Source organism: Pseudomonas sp. ACN8, from assembly GCF_002303925.1.
Lineage (GTDB): Bacteria > Pseudomonadota > Gammaproteobacteria > Pseudomonadales > Pseudomonadaceae > Aquipseudomonas.
On sequence record NZ_MRCS01000016.1, the window covers coordinates 1 to 18339 of the forward strand.

9 protein-coding genes are annotated in these 18339 nt (G+C 58.6%); all 9 read left to right on the forward strand.

Going from position 1 to position 18339, the window contains the following annotated elements; genetic code table 11:
- Positions 1-120: transposase (locus BSF44_RS11055; RefSeq protein WP_141228961.1), on the forward strand; the 120-nt coding region annotated here is incomplete at its 5' end.
- 610 nt (positions 121-730) lie between these two features.
- The gene (locus BSF44_RS11060) at positions 731-1552 is read left to right on the forward strand and encodes a transcriptional regulator (RefSeq protein ID WP_095943528.1); all 822 of its coding nucleotides are present in this window, start codon (positions 731-733) and stop codon (positions 1550-1552) included.
- Positions 1549-2031: a hypothetical protein gene (locus tag BSF44_RS11065; RefSeq protein ID WP_095943529.1), complete on the forward strand. Its 483-nt coding sequence runs from the start codon at positions 1549-1551 to the stop codon at positions 2029-2031. The genes BSF44_RS11060 and BSF44_RS11065 overlap by 4 nt, the downstream gene beginning before the upstream one ends.
- Before the next feature lie 192 nt (positions 2032-2223).
- On the forward strand, positions 2224-2514 hold the full coding sequence (locus tag BSF44_RS11070; protein WP_095943599.1) for a hypothetical protein: 291 nt from the start codon (positions 2224-2226) through the stop codon (positions 2512-2514).
- A gap of 177 nt (positions 2515-2691) precedes the next feature.
- On the forward strand, positions 2692-3024 hold the full coding sequence (locus BSF44_RS11075) for a hypothetical protein (RefSeq protein ID WP_095943530.1): 333 nt from the start codon (positions 2692-2694) through the stop codon (positions 3022-3024).
- A 115-nt stretch (positions 3025-3139) separates the two neighbouring features.
- Complete coding sequence (locus BSF44_RS11080) at positions 3140-4147, forward strand: AraC family transcriptional regulator (protein WP_095943531.1); 1008 nt, start codon at positions 3140-3142, stop codon at positions 4145-4147.
- Positions 4148-4410: 263 nt separating this feature from the next.
- The gene (locus tag BSF44_RS11085) at positions 4411-6006 is read left to right on the forward strand and encodes an EAL domain-containing protein (protein ID WP_095943600.1); all 1596 of its coding nucleotides are present in this window, start codon (positions 4411-4413) and stop codon (positions 6004-6006) included.
- A 70-nt stretch (positions 6007-6076) separates the two neighbouring features.
- Positions 6077-6577, forward strand: a complete 501-nt coding sequence (locus tag BSF44_RS11090) for an outer membrane beta-barrel protein (RefSeq protein WP_046037049.1) — start codon at positions 6077-6079, stop codon at positions 6575-6577.
- 439 nt (positions 6578-7016) lie between these two features.
- Positions 7017-18335, forward strand: a complete 11319-nt coding sequence (locus tag BSF44_RS11100) for a VCBS domain-containing protein (RefSeq protein ID WP_095943533.1) — start codon at positions 7017-7019, stop codon at positions 18333-18335.
- Positions 18336-18339 lie beyond the last annotated feature (4 nt).

Genomic DNA, 18339 nt, shown 5'->3' on the forward strand with positions numbered 1-18339 from the left:
ACGGGCCAGTTGGAAGGCATCAACAATCGAATAAAGGTCATCAAGCGGATGGCGTACGGTTACCGGGACAGCGAATTCTTTTTCATGAAGATCAAGAGCGTCTTTCCCGGTAATCCGTGAAGAACCAAAAAAAAGCCCCGAGCCCTTCATGAAAGGACTCGGGGCAAAGCCGTAGAACGAGAGGTGAGGATCGTTTACGCCGCGACAAACAAACCATCGACGCGATGTGCGTCAACGCTCCTCGAGATCCATTTAAATCGGTAACGCCCCTGCTTCAAAGCTAATAAGAATCAAAAATAATCTTTAGCAAGCCAGGTGCACAAAAATACAATCATTGATTTGTATCCTGATAGTTCAGACTGAAATTGAAGCCTGTCGGAACAACGAGGTTAGTTGATTCAGGCGTGGCTGCGCACAAACCCACCTGCCCCGACTTGCAGTTTTCGGATAGCGCAGCTAATCCATTCCAAGCATTATTCATGGTGTCAAAATCGAAAACCATGGGTCATCCGGTAATGCTTTTTCTTTGTTTGATTGAACTGATACCTCTGACAGGCCGGGCTGTTTGCCGAACCGCACGCTTCTGAAACGAGCCCGTCCGGCTTTGTAAATGCAACACACCGTGCACCCTCCGCCTGGCCCTCATCTTCGTTCACTTCCCAGACCAGAATGTACCGAGCCAAATCCGGCCCCTATACTCAGGCCAGCACCGCCTGAACGGAAGATTTCTATGAGCTACACCTTCAAGTTGAAAAATGGCGCCATGGCGGTATTCGACCCCGACAACGCCATGCTTTCCATTACAACACCCCATGGAGATGTACAGAATTCCACGCTAGGTAGAGCTGAGTCGCGTCTGTTGGACCTGCTGCTCATGGAGCCAGGTGTCACTAAAAGCCGCGATGAAATCATCGACTACACCTGGAATGACCGCGTGGTTGCCTCCGGCAGTTTGAATCAAACGGTTTTCTCACTACGCAATATTCTCAATGACAGTCGGGATCACGAGATATTGATGACTGTTCCTCGACGAGGATATTGCTTCAACCGGCAATGCGTAGTCGATGCCGAGGCAGACGTACCGGCACCCCGAGAGGAAACAGCGCAGCCACCCGCGCCCATCACTGAGCAACTACCGCCACCGGGTGGCGGTGAACGACTGGTACCTTCAGGTAAAACCAGTAGATCCACCCGCATTACAAAAGCCCAGCTGATCGCTTATGTCGTTACGCTGGCAGTCGTTGCCTTTACTATTTTTCAATTCGACTTCGACGCGCCAAAAATTGAAATTTCCAGTATCGACAAGAATGGACTGGTCATACACGCCGTGGGCAGCGATCTTGCCGAGGCCCAAGCGCTGATGGATCTTTCGGTCAAACAAACTGAACAGCTACCGCCAAACCTGAAGGGCCAGGTCTGGATCAACCTCTATAAAGCCAATTATTCCGTTTCGTGTATCCGCCAGGATCAAAGCACTGCAAATCTGCAATTGAACAGCAGCGAAAGAGACCTCGCCTTGATGATTCGTCAATGTCTGGAAGTCACCTTATGAAGTTCGGAATTCCACAAGCCCTTCACTGGCCTCTTATAGTCTTGATCAATGCACTGTGCGTTTTTTCTTTTGTCTATTCACCTTCGCACTACATGGAAAATACCAGTTACCAGACGAAATCCCGACAATGGCTGGAGGATCTCAACCAACTCAACACGGAAGAGTACCTCACTATCGGGCATGGTCGACTCACGGGGACCACACTGGAAAGCCTGAATGGAAAAATCCGCAACGCGACCATCTCGGCAAATATAATCGGAGAAAACAATACACACGTCGAGATCAAGGTCAGCAATATCAAACTCAGCCAGGACAATGAACTTTTTGCCATTGAAAAGACCCCTGACCTGTTCTTCAGGCGTCAATATGTCTTGCAAGAAGGCGCCATTCTAAACTATGAGTTGATTCCGACCCAGGATAAAAACGCCGTGTGTTTTTACATCCATGAACTTGGCCGCCTGCGCTGCATGAACCATTGATCGGTCTCCCGCAGCGACTCGACACCCGCCTGGCACAGATTCAAATCAAATAATTCTCAAACAAAAATAACACTTATTGATTTGAATCAAATGTCTCTCCTGTCAAAAATCCCTCGCCGATCATCCTTGGAATCGAGCCAGCTTGATTCTCGCCCGGGACAATGCCCTATACAGGAGAATCAAGTGAAAACCATGCATTTCCTGCGAACCCGCAAATCGACGACTTTCGGATTCATGGCGGTCTTTTTTTTGTCTGCCATGCCACTCTACTCGTTGGCGCACGACGAGCGTTCCGTCGAAAGCACGACCATTGAATATTATGAAATTGAAACAAGCCCGGATGACAGCCAGAAACTGTCGCACCTGAAGATTCAAAGTGAGAATGAGTATCATACGGACGAGCAGAACAATGATTCTGCTCTCCCTGCCCCACCACAAAGTGATGCCGGCATGAGCTACGCCAACTGGCTCATACTACTTTGAGGCGCGTTGGATTCGCAGGGGCAAGCGCTGACTGGCCACTTCCGGCGACCTGAAAAATATGAGTTATTGACTTTGGCAGGTGCCATCGAAGTGAGATTATTTGCAGCCCAAGTCGTGGCAGAGATGCAGCTGACATTCTGCACTGCCTGAATAAACTGTTAATAAGGAATCGCCTCGATGCTACTGAAAAACTTCGTCACCGTGTCGTTTGGTTTATTGCTTTCCCTCAAGGCCATGGCCGACGACAAGGGCGTCTACAGTGCCAAATTGACGAGTATCGAAACCAACAAGAAGGCCCCAAGTACCGTGAAAACTGGCTATCAGGTAAAAACCGGTTATCGTATTGACGACTTTTACTCCTTTACAGCAGCAGCCATTGACCCGATGAAACCCCAATCGCAGATTTTCAGTTCGAAAATCGATCCGCGCAACGTTCAACACATGGACGACTCACCGTTGAACAGCAAGTACGCATTTTCGGCAGAGCTGGAACTGATCCGGGGACTCTGACTCCCGTTCGAAGTGGGTCGATCTCACCGACAGCAAGGACGCCCAATCGCGTATCTACTCCATGTCTGCCTGTCAGGCTTGACCCTAATCATTTAACAGATGAGCCTTCAATTTCATGAGTATCGCACCGCCCGACGAGATCTTTCATTTGTCTTCTGCCTTGCCGAGCCAACTGAATAGAACAATAGGCAAATGGGAAATGAGCCTTATTCCGACCGAGCATGAAGCGCGCATTCGGCAACACAAACTCTTTCACAGTCCGCAACTGCAGTGCAGTCGCCTTGAGTTCGACTCTTCCGTGACGCTGGTCAGTTCTGTCCCTGCCGGATGCGTGACATTCGCCATCTCCCAGGCCCCGATTGGGCGCCCCGTCGTAAATAATCACAAACTACGGCCTGACGAAGTCATCGTACTGCACAGCGATGAATCGGTGCATTACACTTGCGAACCGAATGAAACACTGTTCACCATCACCACGACACTGGAAAACTATAACCGGTGCCGCCAACACCACCCTGTCATGGATATTCTTGCAAACCGGACACAACACAGCTTCCAGGCTGAAAACTTTCAATTCATACAATCGGCCATTCAAGCCATCAGCGCTTGCTGTGACGACATCAATGACGCGGCTTCAGCACAACGCAGCGAAGCAGAGGGTTCGGCGATTGAAAGTGCAGTACTCGCTTCTCTGTTGCAGTCGTTGACGCCCGCAGGCGGTGTCAGCCGCAAAGTCCCGACAAGAAGAAAAGTGGCGATAGAAGCCATACAGTACATCCATGAAAACACAAAAAAAACCCTCACTATAAAGTCGCTCGTAAGGCAGCTTGAAACCACCACTCGCACCCTGCACTTTGGCTTTATTGAAACCTTCGGGATATCGCCAATCGCTTATATCAGAAACTTGAGGCTCGCCAGTGCCCGTCGCGACCTGATCAATAAAACGTGGCCCACCGTCACAGAAACCGCGATGTTCTGGAACTTTCACCATCTGGGCCGGTTTTCCAAGGCGTATCAGATCGCTTACGGAGAGACGCCGTCGGAAACGGCCAGGCGCAACTCAGCCAGGCCCAGGAACACACCCGTTTACAATCAGGCCGCCGGCGATAGAAATCATCGTTAACAGGTATTTATCAAAACCCTGTAAATGATGATTAATGATTTTCCTTGATTAACCACGGGTATCCAAAATTGCTTATTTGCCTACTCAAGGAGATAAGCATGCAACATCGAATAAACACGCTGCCACTCAAGCAGAAAATCGCACTGTGCATAGCCGTCTATGCAAGCGGCATCTTATTGGCCTGGGTAATTGACTGGTACTGAAGTCGTTTAATCCACGACGACAGGATGCACAGTGAAATAATGATAGCTCGGGGTTTGTCGATGGTTGCCGCATATAAAGCGTTACTTGGAAGGCACGCAGTCACTGTCTGTCTGATTGCTGCAGCGGGTTGGGCCGCTTGGCTCTGCGCTGGAGGATTGGCGGAGCCATTCATTGCACGGAAGTTGAATAACGTTTATGCCGATCTGCGTGCTGCTCAAGTGGAGCCCAATGCGCAGATCGACAAAGTACTGGAAGCCCTCGGCGATCTTGATCGCTCGGGTCAAGAGTGCTCCGCCGAGCAATACTCGCAACTGGCTAACCTGGTCAAGAACCTGCGATTCGTTGACCAAGCGGCAATTCAGTTGCCCAATGGCAAGATCTGCTCCTCCTACGGACAGGAACTCTCGTCGATACTACCCGGTAACGACAAACGCAAATTCTCCGTTGGCAAGCGAACCTACTGGGTCGATTCCGGCCATACGGTTTCTGCGGACACCGACTTTATCGTTGTGTCGGAACAGTCAACCTACGTCTGGGCAAACAAGAAGATCCTGCTCGACAACTTGAAGTTTCCCGAGGACCTGCAACTGGACCTCATCGGCCCCGGCGGCGCGGTACCCATTGCTTCCACGGGCCCCACGCCGCTGACGATGCGCAAGCCCTTCCACCTGGAGGAACTGGTTATCTCGGCAGACAAGGTCCTGATCGCCTTTGCAGGCAACCGAAATGAACTGATCTCTGTCGTTTCTCTTCCGTTGAGCTACCTGACAAGTCTCAAATTCAAATTATTCATTGGCCTTGCGTGCGTGTTCGCAGCGCTGCTCTTGCTCGCAAGGTGTATTCAACGACATTACACCTCTACCGCCGTACGGCTGCGCAATGCCCTTAAAGCCAACGCGCTGGGGGTTCACTATCAGCCTATCGTCAATTTGACGACGGGCTATCTGGTGGGCGCCGAATCACTTTCCCGATGGAACGACAACGGCACTCAAGTGCCTGCGGATGTTTTCATTGCGGTGGCCGAGAAGTCCGACTTGATCCGCAAACTGACGCGTTCGGTGATTCGGCAAGTGGCGGAGGATTACAGCACCTACCTATGGGCCTGCCAGGACTTCTACATTACGGTCAATCTTTGCGCCCAGGATATTCAGGACCCGAGCTTCCCGGACTATGTGGCCAGCGTGCTGGCAACCTACAACATGCCTGCGTCCGCCATGGCCTTTGAAATCACCGAAAGGACCCTGCTCGATCACAAGCCTGCCGCCCTGCAATTGCGACGGCTTCGTGCCTGCGGGCATCGCATTGCCGTGGACGATTTCGGCACCGGTTATTCCAACCTCTCGCTCCTCGATTCAGTGCCTTTCGACATTCTGAAAATAGATCGCTCGTTCATCGCAGACGACAAGATCGCAGCCAAGGACGCCTTGTGGCGCCACATTGCCCAGTTGGCCAGGTCGCTAAGGCTCAAGGTCGTGGCCGAAGGTGTGGAGAGTCAGGAACAACTGCCGCATCTGGTTTCGGAAGGGGTTCTACTGGCGCAAGGCTGGTTGTTCTCCAAAGCACTGCCAATCCAGGCGTTGGCCAGACGCTACTTTCAATGCCCGGAAAACGTGCCGCCCCACGACCCAAAAATATCAATCAATGATTTCTATTAACCCCTCATGGCCCCTCAAATGCTCGCCGAACCCTAACACCAGACAACCTTGTACAAGGACTCCACCACACATGCTACTTCGAAACCTTGGCTTCGCTTCACTGCTATCGCTGCTGTCTTTTCAGGCGCTCGCTGATGACAAAGGTTTATATCTTGGAGCTGGCGTAAGCAGCATACAGACCGACGAATCCAGACTCGACGACGACGACACCAGCTACAAGGTTTATGCCGGGTATCGCGTCAATAGCTACCTGGCCTTCGAGGGTGCCTACGTCGACCTGGGTCAATTCAAGGACAAGAATGTCGATTTCGAAGGCAAGTCGGCCCAGGCTGCCGCCCATGTGGGCTTTCCACTGGGCGATCGGATGCGGGTGTTCGGCAGTGTCGGTGCTCACGCCTGGGACGCCGACGGCAATGCCACCGACGATGATACCGGGGTTGATCTGACCTACGGTGTCGGCCTGGAGGTCGATGTCTTTCGCAACATCGGCCTGCGCGCCGAATACGAAGTGCTGGAGGTCGGAGAGATCGACCTGAATCAGACGACTGCATCCGCCTATATGCTTTTCTGACAACGCTACAACTGAGCGACCTTGCCGGTCGCTCAACGCCCCTTGGTCAATATCCCCCGCCTCTCCTCCCGCAGCACGTCCCCACTCTCCCATAGTGCCAAAAAGCCACTTACCTCAAACTCCCGGAGCCCTTCCCGTAATGCTGTTCAGATAAGGAAATTGTAGGAGCGAGCTTGCTCCGGGCGGCGTTCCGACGATGGACTCAAGAACGCCGCGTTTAGCCAGTAAATACGCATTTTCGTTAACGACCATCGCGAGCAAGCTCGCTCCTACAGAGGACCACATTCGCTTAAGTGAACAGCATTACGGAGCCCTTCCCGAGACTTTTGAAAAGTTCGCCAATACTCTGGAAAAGCTACAGAAACGTCCTACGCTCCATGAGTCCAGTAGTGGGCTTGGTATCAATGGAATGTTAACCGCGTAGGCAGAGGGCCTCACTATGCAAGGGTCAGGGCATCCACGTTTCGGCTCCCATTTGCGTCCGCAACGCCAGGCGCTTGCGCTGGAACCAAGGATTCTTTTCGATGGTGCGGCCGCTTCGGCGGCAGCCGATCAGCAGCATACGGACCCGACCGCCACGCCTGCGGCGGGTGACGCCCCTGTCCCTCATGCGACCCCGACCGAAGGCCCTGCCGCCACCGAGCAGGCGCCATCGGCAGCGCGCAGCCTGCTGGTGCTCGACAGCCGTATCGAAAACCGCGATCAACTGCTGGCCCAATTGCCGGGCAACGTCACCGCCATAGTGGTCAACGCCGGTGAGGATGGCCTCGCGGCGATCTCCGCGGCGCTGGCGCAACTGGGCAAAGTCGATTCGATCCAGGTCATGTCCCACGGCGGCGCCGGGCAATTCACCCTGGGCAATCGCACTATCACCTCCGACAACGTCGACCAACTCAGCCAGACCCTCGGACAATGGCGCAACAACCTGACCCAGGGCGCGGATATCCAACTCTATGGTTGCGACATCGGCGCGGGCATGGCCGGCAAAAACCTGGTCACCGAACTGGCCCGCTGGACCGGCGCCGATGTGGCCGCCTCCAGCAATGACACCGGTAGCACCCGGGTCGGCGGTGACTGGACGCTGGAAACCAAAGTCGGCGACATCGACAAGAGCATTGCGATCAGCAGCGCCGCCATGGCCAGCTTCGACGGTTTGCTGGCCGATGCCGCACCGACCGCGAGCCTGCCCGTTGCCGGCAGCAATGTTTTGTTGGGTGATAACTTCTCGTTTACCGTGAACTTCAGCAATACCTCCACCCAGACCGGTTTTGCCCCCTTCATCAACCTGGCGCTACCCACCACCGGCCGGGACGGTAACGACGGTGTGAACTTCATTTCCGCCAGTTACCTGGGACAGAACCTGATCAGCCACCTGGTGACGTTCGATGCGTCGGGCAACGCCACCCACCCTTTGGCGAAAGACGCCAACGGCAATTTCCTTGTCATCAACGCGTCGACCTACGGCATGCGCGCTGGCGACACCCTGGTGGTCATTGAGCTGCCCTTTGCCAGCGTCACCAATGCGCAACCCGTCATCCCGGTACAGATCAACGCCAGCCTCAGCAACCTGGCCGATACCAGTTTTTCCAATGGCACCCCGGACCTGACCCTGCGCACCAGCGGCGGCTTTGAGTTCGGTAACGACGCCCTGGACAACCCGACCAACGATCCCAGCCTGATTCAGGCCGGTACCGCCGCGTTTGTGGTGCATCCAACGGTCATCACCTTCGATGAAACCCTGAGCACCCCGGAGGGTGAAACCGCGACCGGCCCGAACTATGGCCGTACCTTGACCCTATCCGTGACCCCGGCCCCGGGCCAGACACTGTCCAACGTCGTGGTGACCCAGCCGTTGCCGGACAATGTACAAGTCACCGCCATTACCCCCGGCCCCGGTGGCCGAGTGACCGCGATCACCCTGCACGATGGCACGGTGGTCACCAACGCGGCACAAATCGCCGTGCTGATCGCCGCCGATGAGGTGTATCTCAGCTCGTTTTCCGTGACCTATGCCAGCCTTGCGGGCAAGACCGATACCGTGGTCGCGTTCTACGTGCCGGAAGTCGATGCCAACGGCCTGCCGATCATCAACCCGGTCACCGGCGACGATGTGACCATCACCCTTGGCGCACCCAGTGCTTCCGGCCAATGGGTACCGCTTGACCCACGGGACGTCACCGCACCGAACACCACTATTGATTTCAGTGGCACCGGCGTCACCACGCAGTTCGTCGCCAAATCGATCACGCTGCTCAAGACCGTTACCGTGCAGAACGATATCGGCCACAGCGGCATCACCCCCGGCGACACCTTGCAGTACCACCTGAACCTGGCCATTTCCGACTACTTCGCCTTCGGCAAGGACGCCTTCAACGCAGGTCAGCTGATCATTCGCGACCAGCTCAGTGACGGCCAGACACTGACCGGCACCCCGGCCATGGCCGTCACCATCAATGGCGTCACGCAGACCATTACCCTGGTCACCACCGTCGTCAACAACGCCGACGGCAGCACATCGATGGCGTTCGACATTGCCCAGTCGTTGCGTAATTCGTTTGCCTTGCGTGGCTGGCTCAATGGCGACCTGGCGTTTGACCAGCAGCTTCAAGGCGCGATGTTGGCGGTGCTCAGCTATTCGGCCATCGTCGGCCAGACCTACAAACCGCCTTCCGGCAACCCACAACCGGAAATCAATGAAGGCGACGAACTGGGCAACAGTGCGGTGGTCGATGGCACCCTGTTGCAAGACCCTCTCAACCTCACCGGCCAGAGCGAAACCGATGGTTCGGCGACCACCAGCGTGATCCCTACCAGCGTCGTCGACATCAGCCTGGTCGAGGTCAATAACGGCACCCCGCCGGCCAGCGGCGAGCTGCGCCCGGGCGATGAAGTGACGTTCCAGCTCAGCTACGACCTGGTCACCGGTGATTACGAACAGTTCAAGCTCACGGCCTATCTGCCATTGCCATTGTTCAACGTGACCGGCGTAACCTGGGCCACGGGCAGCGATGTCGGCCAATGGCAAATCGGTCCCGGCAACACCAATGCCGGCGGCGTGGTCAGCGTCACCAGTGCCAACGGCAACTCGGTGGTCTTCGACTTCGGCAGCTTCACCACGGCCGACACCACCGGCAGTCGCATCGTCATCCGCTTTAGCGTGCGCGTGGGCGACCAGCCCTTTGCCGACCAGCGCTCGCTGGACGTACTGGCGCAATCGAGCCAGCAAACCACCCTCACCGACCGTACGCTGATTTCCTCCGACGTCGCGGTGATCGTGTCCGTGGCCGAGCCGGTACTGAATATCAAACACGGCGTGGTATCCGGCACCAACGGCACAGTCAGCAACACCACCGGCAGCTGGAACCCGCCGGGCAGCACCGGCGTGCCCTTCAATGGCAGCGTCACCAGCCTGGCGGCCGTAGACGGCAATATCGTCAATATCGACGGCGGCGATCGGCTGCGCCTGGTCACGGCTATCGAAAACAGCGGCGGTGGCGGCGCCTTCGATGTCAGCACCAACATCACCCTGCCGACCGGATTGAGCTTTGTCGGCGGCAGCCTGGCGGCAGCGAACCTGCAAATCTACCGGGGTAACGGCACCCTGCTGGTGCTGGGTACCGACTACAGCGTGAGCGGCAACCAGATCACCTTCCTCGACGCCGGCGGCCAGGCCACGCTCCTCGCCGGGCGCAGCGGCACCGCCGCCGACACCAGTGGCGCCAATCTGGTGGTGATCAGCTACGACGTGGCGGTCAGCAATACCATCGAGGCCAGTCGTACCCTGCAATCCACCGCGACCCTGAGCAATTACGCCAGCGTCAATGGCGGCACCGACTTCACCCCGACCAACCTCACCGACCTCGCCAGCCAGCAGGTCGCCGCGCCGGTCATTCGCAAAGGGTATGCCGATGGCACGCTGGACAATGGCGATTCCAGCGCCGGCCACACCACCGGCAGCGACCTGGTGATCGGCGAAAGCATGCGCTACGACATCGTGATCACCCTGCCCGAAGGCAGCACGCAAAACCTGCGCATCGACGACTTGATCCCGGCGGGCATGCGCCTGGATACCTCGTTCAACGGCGGCCTGGGTTACCAGATCATCACCACCCGCACCGGCAGTGGCGCCCTGGGCGCGGACTTCGCCGGCAGCGTGCTGGTCAGTGGTTTTGGTGGACTGGGCGGCACAGTGGGTAACGATGGTGTGGATGCGCGCTGGACCTTCAGCGTGTCGAGCGTGTCGGCCGACAACCAGACGGGCAACAACACCTTCGTGATACGCCTGCAACTGGTGGCCAACAACGTCATCGGCAATCAGGCCAATGTGTCCCGGCAAAACAACGCGCAATTGATCTACAGCGACCCGGACAGCAACACCGCCAACGGCAATGTGGCGGTGGATCGCACGGTCGCACTCACCGGCGGCCGGCCTACAGTGATCGTGCGTGAACCCACCCTGCAGATAAGCCAGGCACTGACGACAACCACCGGCAACGGCGGCTATGACCAGGGCGACACCGTCAGCTTCACGATCACCATCAGCAACGGTAACGCTGCCAGCGACTTCACAGCCTTCGACATCAGCTTGCTCGATAACCTGCCGACCCAGCTCAGCAACATCACGCTGGTGGGTGTGTTGTATCAGAACGGTGCCACCAACAACGGCGGCGTGGGTTTCGAGATCGTTGGCGGCCAGTTGCGCACCGCCAACGGCGCCAACATCGACATTGCCAAGGGGGGCAGCATCGTCTTGCAGGTGACCGGCGTGGTCAATGCCACGGCGGCGGCCACGTCCAACTTCGCCAACGTGGCGACCGTGCAATGGACCAGCCTGGATGGCACCCAGGGCGGCGAGCGCACCGGGGTCAATGGCTTGATCAACGGCGGCACGCTCAACGACTACCGCAATGCTTCGACCTTGCTGGTGCCCGTGGCGCAGTCCATTGAAATCTCCCGGGTCGGCGGTTTGCCCGACACAGCGGCACCCACCCCGACCACGACCGCTGTGGAACAGGTGACCATCGGCGAAGTGATTCGCTACCGGGTGGTGGTGCTGGTACCCGAGGGCAACAACCCCAATTATCAGATCCAGATCACCCTGGCCAACGGCCTGCAGTTCATTTCACCGGACGCCCTGGTGAATGCGTTGCGCATTGCCTTCATTTCCAACGGCGGACTGACCAGCGACGCCAACCTGATCGTCGGCGGCACGCTCAACGTCGACGGCAACGAGAACAGCCCTCAGGCCTTGCCGATCACTTCCGACCTGTCGGGACTGGCGCCCAACGGCGTGTTCGACCCGAGCCGGCTGACCGTCGTGACCAACCCCGATGGCAGCCAGGTCGTGACCTTCAACCTCGGCAACGTGGTCAACAGCGCCGACGACAACGATCTGGAAGGCATCGCGATCGAGTTCAACGTGCGGGTCAGCAACACCGTCAGTAACATCAGCGGCGCTCAACTGGCGGTCTCGGCCCACGAAATCGTCAACGGCGCGGGTCGTGCCAACAGCGACACGGTTTTCGAACGCATCGTCGAACCGAGCTTCAGTGGCCTGGACAAACAGATCGTCGCGTTCAACCCCAACCCGAGCGGCACCACCGGCAGCGCCACGGTGCAGCTGACTTTCACCCAGAACGGCGGCCTGCCGGCATTCGATGCGCGAGTCAGCGACAGTTTTGCCGGTGGCAGCAACTACACCCTGCTTGGCGTCAGCATCAACGGCACCACCTTCGGCCCCGGCAACCTGCCGGCTGGCGTGAGCTTCAGCACGACCGGCGGTTTGAGTGTCAACTTCGATCAACTGGACGTGGGCGCACAGATTCAAGTGCGCTATCAGGTCACCCTGCCCAATGCCTCGATCGTCGCCAGCAGCAACGCCACCCTGACCTGGAGCAGCCTGCCGGAAGACTTCACCAGTTGGGGCGGCAACTTTGTCGGCGTCGACGGCACGGCGAACGGTGAGCGCACAGGTAGTACCGTCGGCCCGAACCAGTACATCCTGCGCGACAATGCCGGGCTCGGCGTCATCACCGGCACCCTGTGGAACGACACCGCATCGCCGACCGCCAGCGCCACGCCCGACGGCGCAGGCCTGGCCGGGCAGACCGTCACCCTGACCTGGGCCGGCGCCGACGGTTTGCTCAACACCAGCGCCGACAACCTGACATTCTCCACTGTCACCGACGCCAACGGCCAGTACCACTTTGGCGTGCTGCCCCTGGGCGTGTTCCGCATTGATGTGCCGGCTGGGCTGATCAGCTATCCGCAGCCGCTGGGCGATTTACGTGTGCGGGTCGACACCGACGCCGGCACGCTCGGGCAGATCACCATTACGCTGGGCGATGCCGCCACACAAGCGGCCAATGCCGGTTACGTCGAACAGAACGACGCACCGGTCAACACCCTGCCCGGCACCCAGAACGGCCAGGAGGATGTACCGCTGAGCATCGGCGGTATCAGCGTCGCCGACTTCGACGCCAACCGCGACCCGAATGTTGCCAGCCGCAACCTGAGCGTGACCTTGAGTGTGCTCAATGGCACCTTGTTCCTCGGTGCAACCGTTCCCGGTGTGACGGTCACCGGGGCCAATAGCGCCACCCTGTCCCTGACCGGCACCCTTGCCAACCTCAACACGGCGCTGGCCAGCCTGCGCTATCTGGGCAACCTGAACTTCAACGGCACCGACACCCTGACCGTGGTCAGCAACGACCAGGGCAACTATGGTGATGCGAATGGCTCAGGCCTGCCCGGCACCACCGCCGATGCCTTGAGCGACACCGACACTCTGCAAATCATCCTCGCCCCGGTCAACGACCCACCGATTGCGGTCGATGACAGTGCCATCGCCGTTGAAGCGGGCGGCACCAATAACACGGTCATCGGGGTCGATCCACGGGGCAACCTGTTGGTCAACGATACCGATATCGATACCGCCACCAATGCCGACCGGTTGCACGTTTTGTCGATAGGCCCGGGGACTGGCATTCAGACACCGGTCGTCGGTGTGGTGGTGATCAACGGCCAGTTCGGACAGTTGCTGGTCGGCAGCAATGGCTCCTACGAATACATCGTCGATAACGACAATGCCGCCGTACAGGCCCTGCGCCTGTCGGGCCAGACGCTCACCGATCGCTTCGATTACGTTGCCAGCGACCTGGCCGGTGCCACCGCTACAGCCACCCTGACCGTGACCATCGAGGGGGCCAACGACACGCCGGTGGGCGTGAATGACAATGGCACTGCCGCCGAAGCCGGAGGCGTGTTCAACGGTACCCCGGGTAGCGATGCGGTCGGCAACGTGTTGACCAATGACATCGATGTGGACAGCACGGTCAATGGCGAAACAAGGACCGTGACGGGCATCCGTCCGGTCCCCGAGGTGATTGCAGCCAATTTCACGCCTGTTACCACCGCCACCAGCGTAGTCGGACTGTACGGGACCCTGACCATCAACCCCGACGGCACTTATCGCTACGTGGTCGATAACAACAACACCAGGGTTCAGCGCCTGAGCGCCGGTGAGCAACTGGTTGATTTCTTCAGCTACCGGGTCACCGATACCGTCGGACTCGACGACGTGGCGCAATTGCGCATCGTCGTGCAAGGCGCCAACGACAACCCGGTGGCCAGTGATGACCAGGCAGAGGCCCAAGCGGCGTCCTCCAATAACAATGCCAGCGAAAGCAACCCGAGCGGCAACGTCATCCAGTTCCCGAGCCGTCCCGGACTTGTCGATAACGGTATCGATAATGACGTCGACGCGGTGGACCAACCCAGCAGCCAGTTGCAGGTCAACGGGGTGATCAATAAAAACGAAGCGACTTACAACCCGGCGGTCGATGTCCTGAGTGGCGTCGCCACGGGCACTACCTCAGCCGACGGTACGGTGGTGACCGGCCTGTTCGGCACCTTGCGCATCGGCGCCGATGGCTCGTACTTCTACGATGTGGACAGTACCAATACCGCCGTCCAGGCGCTCGCAGCGGGACAGACCCTGACCGAGTTCTTCACCTACGGGATCACCGATACCAATGGGTTGACCGACACCGCACAACTGGTCATCACCGTGCACGGCGTCAACGACCCGCCTGTGTCGCAAAACGTGATTGCCATTGCCACTGAAAAAGGTGGCATCGCCAACGGCACCGCCGGCGGCGATCCGTCCGGCGACGCCACAGCCAATGACTTCGACCCTGACGGCGATCCGTTGACCGTGATATTGATCAAGCCCGGTGAAGAGGCTGGTACAGGCACGCCAATTGCCGTCAATGCCGGCGGCACGGTGATTATTGGCCAGTACGGAACGCTGACCATTTTTCCAAACGGCAGCTACAGCTATGCGCTCGACAATGACAATGCGGATGTCCAGGCCTTGCGCCGTGGCAGCGATCTGTTGCTCGAACGCTTCACCTACACCGTCAGCGACAACGCCAGCCCCACTCCGGAAACCGACTCGGCGGAAATCATCGTGCTGATCCGTGGCCAGAACGACAACCCGATCGCCAACGATGACACTTCCATCGCCATTGAATCCGGTGGCACCAATAACAATCAGCCCGGCCTGGACCCGATCGGCAATGTGCTGGACAACGACACCGACGTCGACGGTGGCGAGGTCCCCGTCGACCTGCCCGCCCACGACTATGGCGAGACCCGTGCCGTGTCCTCGGTGCGCACCGGCATCGAAACCGCCACCGGTACAGCCGGCACCCTGGGCAGCGAACTGCGCGGCACCTATGGCTGGCTGACCCTCAATGCCGACGGCAGCTACAGCTATCGGCTCGACAACGACATGGCCGAAGTCCAGGCGTTGCGGTTCGGCGAAAGGCTGGTGGATGCCTTCAGCTACACCGTTATCGATACCAGCGGCGCCGAAGATCGCGCGACCTTGAACATCGACATTCGCGGCCGTGATGACACGCCGGTTCCGCATAACGACATCAGCATCGCGTTCGAGGCCGGCGGGGTGAACAATGGCACCACGGGGACCAATCCTTTCGGCAACGTGCTGGTCAACGACACCGATGTAGACGGCAATGCCGAAGCCCTCAGCGTGACGGGATTCAACGAGGGGACATCCGTCGGCGTTCTCGGCACCGGCCTGATCGGTACCTTCGGCACCCTGACGTTGAACACCGACGGTTCTTTCAGTTACGTGGTCGACAACAACAACCTGCGGGTCCAGGCCCTGCGCACGCCTTTTGACGTGCTGACGGAAACCTTCACCTATCAGGTCCGCGATCTCTTTGGTGCCAGCAATACGTCCACGCTGACCATCATCATCCGCGGCGCCAACGACAACCCGCTGGCGGCGGACGACAACACAGTGGCCGTCGAGGCTGGCGGCACCGCCAACGGCACCCCGGGCCTGAACCCCACAGGCAATGTGCTGGCCAACGACCGTGATGTTGATGCCAACGACAGCAAGACCATCACCGATGTCCGGGGTGGCGACAAAACTGCCACAGGCACGTTCACCACAGTCGGCACCACGCAGACCCTCGACGGTCTCTATGGCACCCTGACCATCAACGCCGATGGCACCTACAGCTATGTGATCAACAACAACCTGGCCGCTGTCCAGTCACTGAAGGTCGGTGATTCGCTGGTGGAAACCTTCACCTACCGGATGCGCGACATCGCCGGCGCCACCGATGTCGCCCAACTGAACATTCGCATCGACGGCGCCTGGGATGCCCCCGTGGCGACCAACGACGTGGCCCTCGCCGTCGCCAATGACGGCAATGGCAATAGCGTCAGCCCGACCCGTAACGTGTTGCCCAATGACACCGATGTCGATCAGGGCGACAGCCTGCAGGTCAGCGGCATCCGCTTCGGCACTGAAGCGGCGGGCGGCACTCTGGACGCCGTCGATCCAGGCACCGACAACACCAACGGCACCTTGATCAACGGACTCTACGGACAACTGATCATCGGTGCCGACGGCAATTACACCTACATCGTCGATAACAGCAACCCCACGGTACTGGCGCTGGGACCGCTGCAAATTCTCGATGAGCACTTCACCTATCAGGTCACCGACCTTGGCGGGCAAAGCGATCTGGCGGAAATTCACATCATCATCCGCGGAATCAACTCGGCACCGGTGGCCAACGGCGATGCGGCGACGGCTGTCGAAGCCGGTGGTCTCGACAACAGCCAGAACGGCATCAACCCCACGGGCAATGTGCTCGGCAATGATACCGACCTGGAAAGCGACGCCCTCAACGTATCGGCGATCCGGACGGGCGAGCTTGCCGACACCGGCAGCGGCGGCACCGTAGGCACAGCGCTGCGCGGGCTTTATGGTGATCTGGTGATCAATGCCGACGGCAGCTACACCTACACCGTCGACAACAGCCTCGCGATAGTCCAGGCCCTGCGCCAAAGCGGCCAGACCGTGACGGACGTCTTCAGCTACACCCTGTCCGACGTCTTCGGCGCCAGCAGCCAGGCCGAATTGCGCATCACCGTCGATGGCCGCAATGACACCCCTATTGCCCGGGACGACAACTCTATCGCCGTCGAAGCGGGCGGCGTGGCCAATGGCACCCCGGGCAGCAACGCCACGGGCAACGTGCTGGCCAACGACAGCGATGTCGACGGCGTGGTCAACGGCGAAAGCAGACAGGTGCTGAGCCTCACCGGCGAAAACGGCCAGTCCGCCAGCGCAGGGCAAGTGCTGAGCGGACGCTACGGGCAAATGATCATCAACGCCGACGGCAGCTACACCTACCTGATCGACAACAACAACCCGCTGGTGCAAGCGCTGCGCACAGCGAGCGAAACCCTCAGCGAAACCTTCACCTACCGCATGACCGACACCGCCGGAGTCACCTCGGATGCACGCCTGACGGTGGTCATCCAGGGGGCCGACGACAACCCGGTGGCGCAAAACGACAGTGCTGTGGCCAGCGACGAAACACCGGCGCCGCAGGTAACGGGCAATGTACTGCCCAATGACAGCGACGTGGATGGCAACGATCACCTGCAAGTGGTGGCGATACGCACCGGTGCCGAAACAGGCACAGGCACGGCGGGCGTGATCGGTCAGCCGATCCTCGGCCTGTACGGCACCCTCGTGCTCAACGCCGATGGCAGCTACACCTACACCATCGACCAGAGCAATCCACAAGTGCTGGCAGCCGCCGGTCTTGGGCAGGTACTGCGCGATGTCTTTACCTACACCATCAATGATCTGAGCGGAGCCAGCGACCAGGCGGAACTGGTGATCATTCTGGACATTGCCACACCCTTCATCCCGGCACCGGAAGGCAATCGCTTCGATCATGACCTCGGTCGCCAGAGCAGCAGCCTGCTTATCCCCGATCCGGTGCCGGCGATCTTCGTGACACCGGTGGTCGAACGCAACGCCCGGTTGAATGAGCTCTCCAGCTGGAACGCCGATGGCAGCAACTTGCGCATCAGTTCCAGTGGCGAGTTCACCAGCGATTCGCTGGGCAATGGACTCGGGTTGGTGCCCGGCCAATTCGTCGCCGATGCTGTGCGCGACAGCCGGCTGGACAGTGAACTGGAAATGGCCTGGATTCTCGGACGACATGGCCGCGTCGGCCTGAGTGCCGATGGCCTGTTGAGCGACCCGTCGTTGTTCGCCATCGACCCCGCTGAATTAACCCGCGGACCGGCACAGGTGGAAAAACCGGAAAAAGCCCAGGAGCCACGCCCGGCCCGGGGGTTCAGTGCGCAAGTACGCAATGCCGCCCAGCGTCTGCATCCGACCCATCGGGGCCATTGAAGTG